Source organism: bacterium, from assembly GCA_035505375.1.
Classification (GTDB): Bacteria; Hydrothermota; Tepidihabitantia; order Tepidihabitantales; family Tepidihabitantaceae; genus UBA2258.
Map to the genome: position 1 here is coordinate 23056 of DATJQV010000024.1, position 13722 is coordinate 36777.

Sequence of the window (13722 nt, forward strand, 5' to 3'; positions counted from 1 at the left end):
AAATGGACCGCGGGTTTTGTTGTCCCAGCCCTTTCGTGCCCGTAGGATATGAGCCTTGAACTCGGAAGTCGCCAACCGCAGGTACGCGCTGGTTACGACCACCATGGCTGCGTTCCTGACGCCGTTCATGAGCTCGTCGGTGAACGTGGCCTTGCCGCGTATCGGCGGGGAGTTCAGGATGAACGCGATTGTGTTGGGCTGGGTCGCCACATCGTACCTGGTCGCGGCCGCAATCGGCCTCGTGCCGCTGGGTCGGCTGGCGGACATGCGCGGACGCAAGCGCGTGTTTACATGGGGCGTGGTAGTGTTCACGCTGGGGTCGATTGCATCCGCCTTGTCCGGTTCCGCCCAGAATCTGATCGCCGCGCGGGTTGTGCAGGGCCTCGGCGGCGCAATGATGTTCGGCACCGGGACCGCGATTCTCACCTCGGTGTACCCGCCGCAGATGCGCGGCCACGCGCTCGGCATCAACGCGGCCATGGTCTATCTCGGCCTCTCGCTCGGGCCGACGCTCGGCGGCGTAATGACCCAGGCGCTCGGCTGGCGCTCGATATTCTGGGCTTGCGTGCCTTTGGGCGTCGCGGTGGTCGTGCTGGTCACGTGGAAGCTGGAAGGTGAGTGGTTCGGGGTAAGGGGAGAGCGATTCGACATCATCGGCACGGCGCTGTATGCGGTTGCGTTGTTCTGCCTGATGTACGGGTTCACGCTGCTCCCCGCATTCTCCGGTGGCGTGCTGGTCGTCGTCGGACTGGCGGGTCTGGTTGGATTCGCCCTGCTCGAACGCCGCAGCTCATGCCCGGTGCTCGACATCAGCTTGTTCAGCGCGAATCAGGTGTTCGCGCTGTCCTACGTCGCGGCGCTGGTGAACTACAGCGCAACCTACGCAGTGAGTTTCCTGCTGAGCCTGTATCTGCAGTACGCGCGCGGGCTTGACGCGGGTGCCACCGGGCTTGTGCTGGTCGCCGGCCCCGCAGTGCAGGCCGCAGTGTCACCGCTCGCGGGTCGGCTCTCGGACAAGGTTGAGCCGCGCGTCGTTGCTTCCGTCGGGATGGGCTTTACGGTCGGCGGACTGGTTGCATTCGTGTTTCTGGGCAACTGGACGCCGTTCGTCCTGATAGTGGCGGGTCAGGTCCTGCTCGGTGCGGGGTTCGGGCTCTTCTCGTCGCCGAACACGAGCGCGATCATGGGCAGCGTCGAACGTCGCAGCTACGGTATTGCTGCGGGTACGCTCGCGACCATGCGCATGGTCGGCCAGATGTTCTCCATGGGCATCGCGATGCTCTTGCTTGCATTGTTCGTCGGCCGGGTACAGATTACGCCGGCTAACTATGTCGGACTGCTCCCGGCGATGAGGGTCGCGTTCGTCGTGTTTGCCCTGCTCTGTCTCGGGGGAGTGTTCGCGTCGCTGGCCCGCGGGAAGCTGAACATGAAGCAAGAGGATGAAGGAGGAGGGACGAAGGCGTAAGGGCAGGCGAGGCTAGATGCTAGAAGCTAGATCACAGAAGCTAGAGTGCAGGAACTGGAAGTCAGAACGACCGGACCAGTCCCTTAACTCTTGTCCCATTACGTCTTCGCTTTGTGTCTTGGTGTCTTTGTGGTAAACTCCCGCATGCGTTTCCGATACGACCCGGCCAGGACGTTCGGCCAGAATTGGATTGGGGCGTTCATCGCCTACGCGGTCATGGACTTGCTGTGTGCTGGATTGGGCATGGGAGTGCCGCTTTTCTGTATCCTGCTTGGGTTCTCAGTCGGATGGTTCGGGGCAGTGCGGGCGTGGCACTTCGTCCCGGGGCACGTCGGCGCGATGAAGCGCAGCCTGCGCTATGCTCTGCTCACCTCTCTCGTGACTGTCGTAATAGAAGCCGTCATGTGGGGCCGGCTCGTGCCGCTGATGTTCAACCCGGTCATCGACCCGGGCAACATGGGTCTGCCGATGCTCCTCTATGAGCCGAAGGCGAGCCTCATCGGCTGGTTGGTGTTGATGGTCTTCATATCGCCGTTCCTGCAGTTCCTGATGACCCTGTTCGGTTCTTTCGTCACCTTCCTGTTTGTGTTCAATCGCTGGCCGGAAGGACTGCCCCGAGTCCAGTAGGGACTCGGGGAAGCTCGAAGTCCGAAGGTCGGATCAAGCCCGAATGTCGAATTGATGTCCGGTGCGATTGGTGTCTTGGTGGTGAGATTCCCGCCCGATACCCGACGGAATCAGACTATGGTAAGCTCAGTCTGCGCGTCGAAGAGGTGAAGGTGGTCGGGCGTGAAGCCGACCGTCACAGAATCGCCGGGGCGCGGCGCGTCCTGTGGCGGAACGCGGGCGATGAGCGAGTTCTCGCCGGCCTTAAGGTAGACAATAACCTCGTTACCCATCTGCTCAACCACGTCGACCACGGCATTCAGCACCGGCTTGGGACACGATCCGGAATCCTCAACCGGATTCCGGTCATGTCCCTGCGCAGTCCCCACTTCTCCGAGCACGAGTCCTTCGGGTCTGACACCAAGCACAACCGGCTTGCCTCTCGCCGGGGCCAAGCGATCGGTGAGCGTAGGGCCAAGTTCGAGGCGAAACGAGTTGTGGGAGAAGCTAAGCGGGGTCTGGTCGTCGATCCGGCCGAACAGGAAGTTCATCGGCGGTGAACCAATGAAGCCGGCAACGAACTTGTTCACCGGCCGGTTGTACAGCGTCATTGAGTCGGCGACCTGGAGGAGTCGGCCATCCTTCATTACACCGATGCGCTGGCCCAGTGTCATCGCCTCGACCTGGTCGTGGGTTACGTAGAAGACCGTGGTTTCGAGTTGACGGTGGATGCGGGCGAGTTCGGTGCGCATGCCCACCCGAAGCTTGGCGTCGAGGTTGGATAGCGGCTCGTCGAACAGGAAAACCTTGGGGTGGCGCACGATTGCCCGGCCCAGTGCTACGCGCTGACGCTGGCCGCCGGACAGGGCCGCGGGCTTGCGGGAGAGCAGGTCGGTGATGCCGAGAATCCGCGCCGCCTCGTCGACCCGCGTGCGGATTTCCTCCTTCGGCACCTTGCGAAGCTTGAGCGCAAAAGCCATGTTCTCCTGCACCGACATGTGCGGGTACAGGGCGTAGTTCTGGAAGACCATGGCGATGTCGCGGTCACGCGGCTCGACGTCGTTGACCATCCGGTCGCCGATGTAGATTTCGCCTGAGGTCGGTTCCTCAAGCCCAGCGACGAGGCGAAGGGTAGTGGATTTGCCGCACCCGGACGGGCCAACCAACACGAAGAACTCCTTGTCAGCGACCTCGAACGTGACGTGGTCGACTGCGACAACGCCCTTGTCATACAACTTGGTGAGGTCTTTGAAGCCGACTCTGCTCATCGGCGCGGTCGGCTACAGGCGGTGTTCAGGGCAGTAATGACCAATTCCCAATTGCCAATTCCTAATCAATGAGGAAATGACTAATACCTGAATTGGGCATTGGGCCCTTGGGGTTTGCCTGGTCACTGGTAACTGGTCACTGGACACTACGATTCTCCGGCGCTTGTCGCCAGAGAATCGACAGTATGCGTATCAGGGTCTCACGCAGGTCGCGCCGCGGCACGACCGCATCGAGCGTGCCGTGTTTCAGGCAGAACTCGGCGGTCTGGAAGCCTTCGGGCAGCTTCTCGCCGATGGTGCCCTCGATGGTGCGCCTCCCAGCGAAGCCGATGAGGGCTCCGGGTTCGGACACGATGACATCTCCGAGCATGGCGAACGAGGCCGTGACGCCGCCGGTGCACGGGTCAACCGGGATGGCGATGTACGGCACCCGTTCCCTGCGCAGGAGCCCGAGCTCCGCCGAGGTCTTGGCCATCTGCATCAGGGAGAACGTGCCTTCCTGCATGCGCGCGCCACCGGACGTGGCGATGATGAGCAGGGGCCGGCGTTCGGAGCGTGCCAGCCGTATGGCGCGGGCGATCTTCTCGCCCACGACCGAGCCCATGCTGCCGCCGATGAAGTTGAAGTCCATCACGGCCAGGACGACCCCGATTCCGCCGAGGTTGCCGCGGCCATAGACGAGCCCTTCCTTGCGTCCGGTTCTCTCCTGCGACTTCTTGATTTGTTTCTCGTAGTCGGCAAACTCCAGCGGGTCGGCCGGAGACAGGTCGGCGTCTAGTTCTTCGAGCCGGCCGTCATCGAGCAGGACCTGGACATACTTCTCCGGGTCGATGCGGAAGTGATAGCCGCAACGGGTACAGACGAAGAAGTTGGATTCGAGGGTCTTGCGGTACAGGATTTCACCGCAGCTCTTGCAGCGGAACCACATACCGTCCGGCGTCTGCGACTGGCCGACCGGTCGTGCAGGCGTGGGCATGGGCTAGTATAGAAGCGTACGCCGGTGAGTCAAGAACACGGGCCATGCGGCAGACCTTGAGCACCTTGACATAGGCGCTGGTTGGCATAGATTGGTACATCAAGCTTGAAAGCTGAAAGCTCCAGGAACGCAAGTATATGACCGGAAGAGTCCGGTGGTTCGAGTCGGAGAAAGGCTACGGATTCATCGAGCCCGATGACCGCTCGGGCGATGTCTACGTCCACTTCTGTTGTCTGGCTGCGGACGGGGGGACTGCTCTGCCGGGTGGCACTGCCGTCGTCCGGCCGCTGGAACCGGGCGACAAAGTCCAGTTCGAGGTGGTCGAGGCTCCATACGGCCGGCAGGCCACGCAGGTCAGGCGTGTCGGGGGAATTGGATAGTTCAGAGTCCAGAATCCAGAGTTCAGAGTTTCGGGAGCCAGGAACAGCGAGGCACGAAGAACTGACCGGGATGCAGCGTTTGACAGGCGAAAGGGGTTGTCTAGTCTTAGATAATGTGTGAAGTGTTCCTCGGGCTCGGGTCGAATCTCGGCGACCGGGCCGGGACTCTGGACCGGGCGGTCGCGGCGCTGGCTTCGCTGGGAGAGGTGAGGCGGTCGCGCTGGTATGAGACCGCGGCGGTCGGGCTGCCCGGCGCGCTTGCGTTCCTGAACGGCGTGGTCCGGCTGGATACCGACCTCGAACCCGACGACCTGCTCCGGCAGACCAGAGACATCGAGCGTCAGCTCGGACGTGACCCGCTCCGGCGTGCCGGGTCGAGGACCATCGATATCGACATCCTCATCTATGCCGGGCGAGTCGTCAGCCGGCCGGGACTTGAAATACCGCATCCTCGGCTCCACCAAAGGGCGTTCGTACTCGTTCCGCTGGCCGAACTGGCTCCGAATCTCGTCCACCCGGTGCTGGGCAGGACCGTCGCCGAGATGCTGGCCGAGGTCGGCAGCGCGGGAGTAAAGGCAGCGTGAGGGACCGGAATCAACCACCAAGACACAAAGGCACAAAGTCCGGACCGGATTCCCCTTGGTGTCTTGGTGTCTTTGTGGTGAAGTCCGCTTCCTGACTCATGAGATACATCTGCGTCGAGGGGCCGGTTGGCGTGGGCAAGACCGCACTGGCCGAGCGCCTGGCCCAGCGGCTGGACGCCAAGCTCGTGAAGGAAGCGGTGGAGGAGAACCCGTTCCTCGACAAGTTCTACGGCGACATGCGCAACTACGCGCTACAGACTCAGCTGTTCTTCCTGGTCGCGCGCCACAAGCAACAGCGTGAACTCGCCCAGCCCGACCTCTTTGATGAAAACGTGGTCTGCGATTACCTGTTTGACAAGGACAAGATATTCGCCCACCTGAACCTGAGCGAGCACGAGCTGGCGTTGTACGACAGCATCTACAAGTTCATGGCCGGGGAGATACCAAAGCCCAGTATCGTCGTCTATCTGCAGGCGCGGGTCGAGGTGCTGCTCGCCCGTATCAAACAGCGGGCGCGGGAATTCGAGGCCGCAATTGACCCGCAGTACCTTGAGGAGTTGGCCGATGCCTACAACCACTACTTCATGCACTACGACGCCGCGCCGGTTCTCATCGTCAACACGGAGCGCCTCGACTTCGTGGCCAACCGCGAGGACTTCGAGGATCTGTTCCGGGCGATTGAGGATACGACGACCGGCCGGCGGTTCTACTCGCCGAGGGGCAAGGGTCGATAACGCGGATGACAAGCCAAGTCAGAAGCCAGAAGCTAGAGGCTAGAATGCAGAAGTCCAGAGTCCGGAGTCAAGAGTCCACGGTCCAGGGTCAGGTTCTCTGATGTACACGGCCCCCATCCAACCTGACAAGCTGACCACGGTCCGGATAGTGCGCAAGAAGGCGAAGGCCGAGCGTATCGTCTGCCTGACCGCGTATGACTACCCCAGCGCGCTGATTCTCGACCAGGCCGGGGTCGACCTCATACTGGTCGGTGATTCGGCGGCTAACGTCATTTACGGGATGCCCACGACGCTGACCATCGGTATGGACGAGATGGTGTATCATACCCGCGCGGTAACAGCCGGGGTCAAACGTGCGCTCGTCGTATCAGACATGCCGTTTCTCTCCTATCAAGTCTCGATCGAGGAGGCCGTAGCCAATGCCGGCCGATTGCTCAAGGCCGGGGCCGAAGCGGTCAAGGTCGAGGGCGCAGGCCCGGTCGTGCCGGCCATCAAGCGTCTGGTCGAGCTCGGAATTCCGGTCATGGGCCATCTCGGCCTCACCCCGCAGTCGGTCCACAGGCTTGGCGGCTACCGACTGCAGGCGCGTAAGGCCGTTGACCAGGAGCGGCTGCTGGCCGATGCCCGCGCGCTTGAGGAAGCCGGATGTTTCGCGATTGTGCTGGAAAAGATACCGGCCGAGGTCGCAGGCAGAGTGACCAAAGAACTCAGGATTCCAACCATCGGCATCGGCGCGGGGCCGAATTGCGACGGCCAGGTCCTCGTGCTGCACGACATGCTCGGGATGTTCGATACGCCGCCGCTGAAGTTCGTGAAGCAGTATGCACAACTTGCGGGTGAAATCCGTAAGGCAGTGGCGGCCTACGCCGAGGATATCCGCTCCGGCAAGTTCCCGGGCGAAGAACATACCTTCCACATCGAGAAGTGACGAATGACGATTGTCGAGTGTAGATTGCCCCGGATTCCCTAATCGCAAATCGTCAATTGTAAATCGGAAATGCCGATGAGGGTCGTGAAGTCTGTGGCGGCGATGCAGCGTATCGCCCGGGACCTGAAGCGGCGGGGCCGTATCGGGTTAGTCCCCACCATGGGCTATCTGCACGAAGGTCACCTGCGGCTGGTGCGGGCGGCGCGCCGGCAGTCGGACTTCGTCGTGGTGTCGATATTCGTGAACCCGATGCAATTCGGGCCGAAGGAAGATTACCGCCGCTACCCGCGTGACTTCGGTCGCGACCGCAGACTGCTCCAGTCGGCAGGGGCCGACTTCATCTTCTGTCCGGGTGTTGAGGAGATGTACCCGGACGGTTTCGCCACCTTTGTCGAAGTCGAGCGGCTGGGCGAGGGCCTGTGCGGCAAGTCGCGGCCGGGCCACTTCCGGGGCGTGACGACGGTCGTGACGAAGCTGTTCAATACCGTTCTTCCGGACGTTGCCGTGTTCGGAGCCAAGGATGCGCAGCAGGCGTTCGTCATCCGTCGGATGACCCGGGACCTCGGGTTCCAGACGCGCATCGAAATCCTGCCGACCGCACGCGAAAGCGACGGGCTGGCGATGAGTTCCCGCAACGTCTACCTGACGCCTGTGCAGCGGGCCGAAGCGCCGGCGCTGCACCGGTCGCTGGTGCTGGCCCGACACATGATCGAGCAGGGCGAGCGCGAGGCTGCGAAGGTTAAGGCCGCCATGCGCCGGCTGATAAAGCGTGAGTCAGATGGCCGGATTGACTACGTCGAAATTGTCGATACCGACGAGTTGAGGCAGGTCAGGACCATCGATGGAGAAGTGCTCGTGGCCCTGGCTGTTTTCTTCGACAAGACCCGGCTCATCGACAACGTCATCGTCCGGGGCTGACCCAAGGTTGAGGTCGAGGTTGAGAACCGGAAGCGCGCGTTGCCGGTCTTAACCTAGACCTTAGCCTTAGCCTGTTCCTGCATCCCCCGCACGAAAACCCACCCCACCACCGCCAGCACGCTGAGCACCGCGCCGAACGCCACCAGCACCATCCGGTAGGACGTCAGGTCCCCGAGCGCGCCTACGAGAACGGTGGTCAGGAGGAAAGTAGCGTTGGTAATGAATTCGCGGGTCGAGAATATCCGGCCGCGGATGCTGTCCGGCACCTCCTCCTGCAGCATCGTGTTCTGGACTACTCCGAGCCACGAGAAGGCGACGCCTGCAACGAGTGCAATCACGACCATGAACCAGATGGTGATGAGCCAGGGACTGGCCAGGAACAGCAGACCGAAGAGCAAGACCACGCCGACCACGACCATCGGCTGGTTGATCCTCCGCCGGATGAGGCCGATGCTGGCCCCGCCGCCAACCATGCCGACTGCCAGAACTCCGGCAAAGATACCGACCCCGCCAGTGCCTAGCTTCAGCACCTGCTGCACTATGTAAATCAGCACAGTGTAGGAGACTGAAGAGATGAACATCGTGACCACGAACGAGGCCATCACGAACGCCACCAGTTTGTCCCTGCCGACAACGCGGATGACCTCGCCGAGGTCGTGGTAGAGTTGCCTGAATGCCTGAGCAATGAGTCCCGACGGGCTGCGGAAATGGGGGCTGTACCTCGCGTCCTCGCGCTCGGTGGGACTGTCCCCACTTCCGCCACGGCGAGACGCGCCGGGCGCTGAACGTTGCGCGACGTACACCCCGGCGATTGCCAGCACAAACAGGCCGGAAATAAGGTGAGTCGAGGCATTGATGAACAGGCCGTATTTCCAGCCTGCCCACTTAATGAGGAAACCTCCCGCTACCATCCCGATGATAGTCGCAATGCGGCAGAGGGTCATGTTGACGGAATTGGCCATCAGCAGCTTGCGCGGCGCAACGAGCCGGGGTATCAAAGCCGGGACCGAGGTATTGTTGAACACGTCCAGGCCGAAGAAGACGAACAGGGCGACCCAGAAAGGAGCGAAGCTCTTGAGGGCGATGATGAGAAAGGCTGCCGCCACCCACAGCACTGCCTGAAGGATGTGCACGTACGCCAGAACCTTCCGTTTGTCCCAGCGGTCTACGAGCACGCCAGCGATGGGAGCGATGATAATTGTCGGGAGGACGAACGCGAGCGAACCGGCTGAGTAGGCCATGAGCTTGCCCGGCTCGGAGGCGGCAATCACGGTAATCAACAGCATGTGCGTGAGCCGGTCTCCGAGTTGGGCCACGCTGCAGGACGTGGTCAGCAGGGCGAAGTTACGAATGCGGAGCACCGAGGCAAAACCGCGCGACCCGTTCGACTCGTGGGACTCGCTCAGGGCAGGCATCGGTGCATCGTAGCGGCCAACCGCCTGGAGTCAAGGCGGGTTGCACACGGACCGCCGGGTGTCTGCGCGACCGCCTAAGCGGCCGGCGTATCGCCGTCGAGCCTTGACATCCCGGGCGTCGAATCTATAATCCGTCACGATGACCGAGGTTGGTTCCTCCAGAATAGCTGCACAGCAGCACCACAGGAGTATCGCCCCAAAGACAATCACCGTCCTGCCCTGACCGCGCCCGGATAACCGGGTCCTATTCGTTCAGTCTGGCGGTTCAGGCGAGTCCGCTAAGTCCTGATAGGAGGTATCAGTGACCGCAGCAAGGACCGCAGGAGTCTGTCTGGTTTTGGCCGGCATCGCGCTGGCCGGACCGTCATTCCGCATTGGCACCAAAGTCACCTGGCACGGCGGCGAATCATGGTCGGATTTGTACGATTCCAGTGGAGCGCCAGACGCCCGAGTCGTATACGAACGGTTCTCCGTCGGTCCGGCAATCGAAGCGTCATACGGGCCGGTATTGGGAGTCCTGACCGGCAAGATCGACCTGGCTCAGTTGAGCTTCTCCACATCTGGCAGAGGCGGAATCGGATTCAGCCTGTTCCCGATGGTGGGCCTGGACCTGATGGCCGAGCCGCCGACCCGATGGCGGGTGAAACCCTATGCCTGGGTCGGAGTGCGGACAGCCGGCTACACGCAGTCGTCATCCGTGTACGAGTTTCACCCCGATGCCGTGACTAACTGGCGCGGCGGCCTCGGCGTCAAGTACAGGCTAACCGACAGGATTGACCTCTTCGCCGAGACGCAGTGGTACGAGAACAACACCTGGTGGGATGGCGTCGACTACGGACCCGAAGGGGCGTGGATGGTGGGGTGGTCAACGGTAGAAGGGATCGGACTGGTCAACGCAGGCATCGGCGCCCGCTTCGCGCTCGGGAAGTAGCATTTTCAGATGAGCAGAAAGGGAACGATACAGATGAAACCCGGATACCTGGCCCTGGCCTTGCTCGGACTGATAGCCGTCGGCTGCGACGACTTCACGCCACGGACGGCCACACAATTCCAGACCAGCTCAAATACAGTGGACGTGTTCGCCCGCAATGACACGCTGCTGGTTGCGACAAGCGATAGTGGCCTGCTCGCCTTCGATATCTCGAAGCCGAAAGAACCGCGCCAGTTGTGGCGTGCCAATCTGGGCCGCGACTGCCGATGCCTGATTACCGTCGGCGCAGCCGCGTACGTCGGCACTGATTCCGGCATCGTCATCTACCACATACCCACCGGTGACAGGACTCGGCAATACGCCGGCGGCACGAGCCAGGTCGTAACGGGCCTGGTTGCTGACTCCACTCGGCTGTATGCCGCCACCGCCGATGGCATCACGGCATTTGACCTGGCCTCAAGCGTCGCCGTGAAGTACATCCCGTTGGCCGGTGAGCCGACCGGCGTGGCCCGACATGATACGCGCCTTTTCGTTTCCCTGCGCGACTGGGGCGTGCGCATGCTCAGCATCCTGCCCGGCGATTCGTTCGTCCTCGATACACTGCAGTTGGGGCAGCACAGCGGTGCCGAGGGCGTGATTGTAACGGCCAACGGATTCTGCGTCGCCTTGCAGGGAAACGCGGGCGCCAACTTCGAGTGCACGCCGGCTCCCGACTCGATCGTCTGGGGAGGTGGAGGAAGCGGAGGCAACAATTCCGCCTATGGCGCGGCCGCGACCGACGGTACAGAGGAAGTGTCCGTCTACGTCGCGGACTCGACCAGGGTAGAGTTTACCACCATCACCAACAAACCAGGAGAAAGCTCCATCTCAACCGAGGAGGGTTCCGACTTGAACGGCTTCACCCGACGCATCTGCCTTGGCGGCAACGGCTACGTCTACACGGCATCCGGCGACGCCGGCATCTACATCTTCCGCGAGTAGTTGAGATGAACAGGACAGAGCGAGCTTCAGGACAAGTGTGGGTAGACTTGTAACAGAAGGAATACAATGAGAACAATAGCTCTCGCGAGGGGCGGGCGAAAGCCCGCCCCTTACGCGGCGGAGTATCGGTAGACCTATGGCGTTGGTGCCGAGGCGTCGAAGACCTCGGTGCGGATTCGGGCGAGGACGGCGGTGTCCAGCAGAACGCTGCTGTCTATGAGCAGGCGTGTTTCTTCCGCCATGCCGCTATCGCGTGCTGCAGCTCAACCGATGTGAATTCGTCACGCATGTCACTCAATGCACCCCGCCAGTCGAGCTTCATCTTTCCAGCAGGTCGGGGGACACGCGTATCCCTGACGAATCGCGCAAAGTCCCTGACCTCTGTCTGCAATTCCTCCGGAAGTCCCTTTGTTACTTCGACCACTTCATCAAGCGTCTTCATATCTTACTTCACGATCTTCAGAGTCAATATACCCGCTCGTCGCCGTAGGGTCAAGGCCGCGGGCGCACCCCTGAACCGAAATAGGACCTCACCACCAAGGCACGAAGACACAAAGCAGAAGGGATGAATCGGGAAGGGATGAAACAGGATTAAGGATGAAACCGGAAAGGCTGAATCAGGAAAGCCGGAGCCAGCATTCATCCTTCATCCATCCCTCCGCCTGCGCACGAGATCCCTGTGCCGTTTGACTAGTGGCAAATTGCCACTGTGCTCTAAGTTAATATGACAGGTTACCCCCTCCATGAAATCGCGACCAAGCTGGCGCGTGCCCTGCGCGTTATTGACATGAAGGGCGTCGTGGGTCATAATCAGGCGCATTTAGAAGGACAACGTGACGGCTGTCGTTGACCGACCTCAGACCGAGCCAGACACGAGGGGGATTACTGCGCCGATTCGGGTGCACCCGCCGGAGACTTCGCCCAAGATTCACGACTGGAGGACCACATGAACAGAAGCTTGCTGTGGCTGACCGCAGCCATCCTCGTGCCCGTTGCCGTCTTCGGCTCAGCCTGGGTCGGACAGGACCGGGTCAACCGCCCGGATGGCGACACGTGCGAACTCGCCCCGTTCATCGCTTGTGACGGCTCCGGTCGCCCTTGGGTTTGCTGGATGAGGAAGCCTTCTGATAGCTGTGTTCGCTGGACTCGGTGGACCGATGGCAAGTGGGACCAGGAGCAAGGAGTTGTGCCCAACCCGCCGAACCTGGCCTACTCATATCCTCACTCGATATGTTTCGACCGCGAAGGTGTGCCATGGATCGGACTGGGGAACTGGTACGAGAACAACACGTCCGACATGTTCTCCAGCCGCTGGAACGGCAGTACGTGGGGCTCGGAGATCCAAATAAACCCACCGGATTCCACCTTGTTAGAGTTCGCTCCGGTTATCAGTTGCGGTGGGGATCAGATGTGGTCTGTCTGGTACGGCGGCCCGAGCAGTACTGCGCCATACTCAGTATACGCCAGCCGCTGGAATGCTGTGAAGGGCGTCTGGGACTCGGTAATGCAGGTCAGTCCGCCGAATGGAAACAACCACTGGTGGTGCGACATGGCGGTCGATTCGATGGGAAGGCCTCACGTGGTGTGGACAGAAACCGAGCATCTTGCCGTCTACTACAGCTTCTACGATGGCACGCAATGGTCGGAGCCTCTGCTGTTGAATGACAGCAGTCGCGAGAAAGCTGCGGCCTGGACAGACCCGCACATCGCCATAGACCGCGACGGCATCCTGCACGTGGACTACACCGGCGTCCTCAATGGCGCTCCAGCCCGAGACGTATTCTACACACGAAACGACGGCTCAGGTTGGACACCCTCAGTCCGCGTCACGCAGGACACTGTCGTCAACTATGACGAGTGGTATTCTGACATAGCGGCTTCGAGTAGCGACAACGTCTGGATAGTGTTCATGAGACAGGGAGAAGGCTCGGACGAGTTCCGCCTCTACGCGGTTCACTTCGACGGTCAGTCGTGGTCGGAGGAGCAGCGACTGGACAACGGCTCGTCACTCGAAGACTGTGACCCAGCAGTCTGTCTGGACGCGTCTGGTTGTCCGTGGGTCATCTGGGACGGCGTGACCCCGGGCGCCAGTACTGACATCTTCTACAATCGTATCGCCGCTCCGTCAGCCATTCACGAGACCACGTCCGGGGCCGCGGTCCGCTTCCCGTCAGTTGTGTGCGGCGTGCTGCGCGTTCCGGCGTCGAGCGTGATGCGTGGAGCGTCCTGCGCCCTGCTCGACATCAGCGGCAGGGAGGTCCTGCAGTTGCACGCCGGCGCGAATGACGTGCGGGCGCTGGCTCCGGGGGTGTACTTTGTCAGAGGGGGGCTCGGGACTGGGGGCGAGGGGCTAGGGAAGACGCGCAAGGTCGTGGTGACGAGGTGAGCGGTAAGTAGGCAGTAGACGGTAGACAGAATGCAGGGAAGGGGCGGGCGCAAGCCCGCCCCTTACGCGGCGGAGAATCGGAGGACCTCAGGCGTTGGGGTAGAGGCGTCGAAGACATCGGTGCGGATTCGGGCGAGGACCGCGGAATCC

The 13722-nt window shown here is 61.5% G+C and carries 14 protein-coding genes; 10 read left to right on the forward strand and 4 right to left on the reverse strand.

What is annotated here, in order from left to right; genetic code table 11:
* Positions 1 to 55 precede the first annotated feature (55 nt).
* Both VMH22_03495 and VMH22_03500 read left to right on the forward strand, forming a co-directional pair.
* Entirely contained in the window at positions 56 to 1465 is a 1410-nt protein-coding gene (locus tag VMH22_03495; GenBank protein ID HTW90750.1) for an MFS transporter, read from the forward strand.
* A gap of 144 nt (positions 1466 to 1609) precedes the next feature.
* The gene (locus VMH22_03500; protein ID HTW90751.1) at positions 1610 to 2092 is read left to right on the forward strand and encodes a hypothetical protein; all 483 of its coding nucleotides are present in this window, start codon (positions 1610 to 1612) and stop codon (positions 2090 to 2092) included.
* 110 nt (positions 2093 to 2202) lie between these two features.
* Here VMH22_03500 and ugpC read toward each other — a convergent pair whose 3' ends face one another.
* Both ugpC and accD read right to left on the reverse strand, forming a co-directional pair.
* Positions 2203 to 3339, reverse strand: a complete 1137-nt coding sequence (ugpC, locus tag VMH22_03505) for a sn-glycerol-3-phosphate ABC transporter ATP-binding protein UgpC (GenBank protein HTW90752.1) — start codon at positions 3337 to 3339, stop codon at positions 2203 to 2205.
* A 136-nt stretch (positions 3340 to 3475) separates the two neighbouring features.
* Positions 3476 to 4315 carry an acetyl-CoA carboxylase, carboxyltransferase subunit beta gene (gene accD / locus VMH22_03510; GenBank protein ID HTW90753.1) on the reverse strand — a complete coding sequence of 280 codons (840 nt, stop codon included), beginning with the start codon at positions 4313 to 4315 and terminating at the stop codon, positions 3476 to 3478.
* A gap of 137 nt (positions 4316 to 4452) precedes the next feature.
* Between accD and VMH22_03515 the strand changes: the two genes are divergently transcribed.
* The 5 genes from VMH22_03515 to panC all read left to right on the forward strand — a co-directional run bounded on the left by VMH22_03515 (position 4453) and on the right by panC (position 7859).
* Positions 4453 to 4695: a cold shock domain-containing protein gene (locus VMH22_03515; GenBank protein ID HTW90754.1), complete on the forward strand. Its 243-nt coding sequence runs from the start codon at positions 4453 to 4455 to the stop codon at positions 4693 to 4695.
* A gap of 113 nt (positions 4696 to 4808) precedes the next feature.
* Positions 4809 to 5279, forward strand: a complete 471-nt coding sequence (gene folK / locus VMH22_03520) for a 2-amino-4-hydroxy-6-hydroxymethyldihydropteridine diphosphokinase (protein ID HTW90755.1) — start codon at positions 4809 to 4811, stop codon at positions 5277 to 5279.
* Positions 5280 to 5377: 98 nt separating this feature from the next.
* Positions 5378 to 6013: a deoxynucleoside kinase gene (locus VMH22_03525; GenBank protein ID HTW90756.1), complete on the forward strand. Its 636-nt coding sequence runs from the start codon at positions 5378 to 5380 to the stop codon at positions 6011 to 6013.
* A gap of 100 nt (positions 6014 to 6113) precedes the next feature.
* A complete protein-coding gene (panB, locus tag VMH22_03530) occupies positions 6114 to 6941 on the forward strand; it encodes a 3-methyl-2-oxobutanoate hydroxymethyltransferase (GenBank protein HTW90757.1) in 828 nt (275 codons plus the stop codon).
* 75 nt (positions 6942 to 7016) lie between these two features.
* Positions 7017 to 7859, forward strand: coding sequence for a pantoate--beta-alanine ligase (gene panC / locus VMH22_03535; protein HTW90758.1), 843 nt, complete (start codon positions 7017 to 7019; stop codon positions 7857 to 7859).
* A gap of 53 nt (positions 7860 to 7912) precedes the next feature.
* On the opposite strand, the gene VMH22_03540 is transcribed toward panC, so the two are convergent.
* Positions 7913 to 9274, reverse strand: a complete 1362-nt coding sequence (locus VMH22_03540; GenBank protein HTW90759.1) for an MFS transporter — start codon at positions 9272 to 9274, stop codon at positions 7913 to 7915.
* A 301-nt stretch (positions 9275 to 9575) separates the two neighbouring features.
* Between VMH22_03540 and VMH22_03545 the strand changes: the two genes are divergently transcribed.
* On the forward strand, positions 9576 to 10205 hold the full coding sequence (locus VMH22_03545; protein HTW90760.1) for a hypothetical protein: 630 nt from the start codon (positions 9576 to 9578) through the stop codon (positions 10203 to 10205).
* A 9-nt stretch (positions 10206 to 10214) separates the two neighbouring features.
* A complete protein-coding gene (locus VMH22_03550) occupies positions 10215 to 11186 on the forward strand; it encodes a hypothetical protein (protein ID HTW90761.1) in 972 nt (323 codons plus the stop codon).
* A gap of 214 nt (positions 11187 to 11400) precedes the next feature.
* Here VMH22_03550 and VMH22_03555 read toward each other — a convergent pair whose 3' ends face one another.
* Positions 11401 to 11628 (reverse strand): DUF2281 domain-containing protein, encoded by a 228-nt coding sequence (locus tag VMH22_03555; GenBank protein ID HTW90762.1) that lies wholly within the window; start codon positions 11626 to 11628, stop codon positions 11401 to 11403.
* Positions 11629 to 12132: 504 nt separating this feature from the next.
* Here VMH22_03555 and VMH22_03560 point away from each other — a divergent pair.
* Entirely contained in the window at positions 12133 to 13572 is a 1440-nt protein-coding gene (locus tag VMH22_03560; GenBank protein ID HTW90763.1) for a hypothetical protein, read from the forward strand.
* The last annotated feature ends 150 nt before the right edge of the window (positions 13573 to 13722 follow it).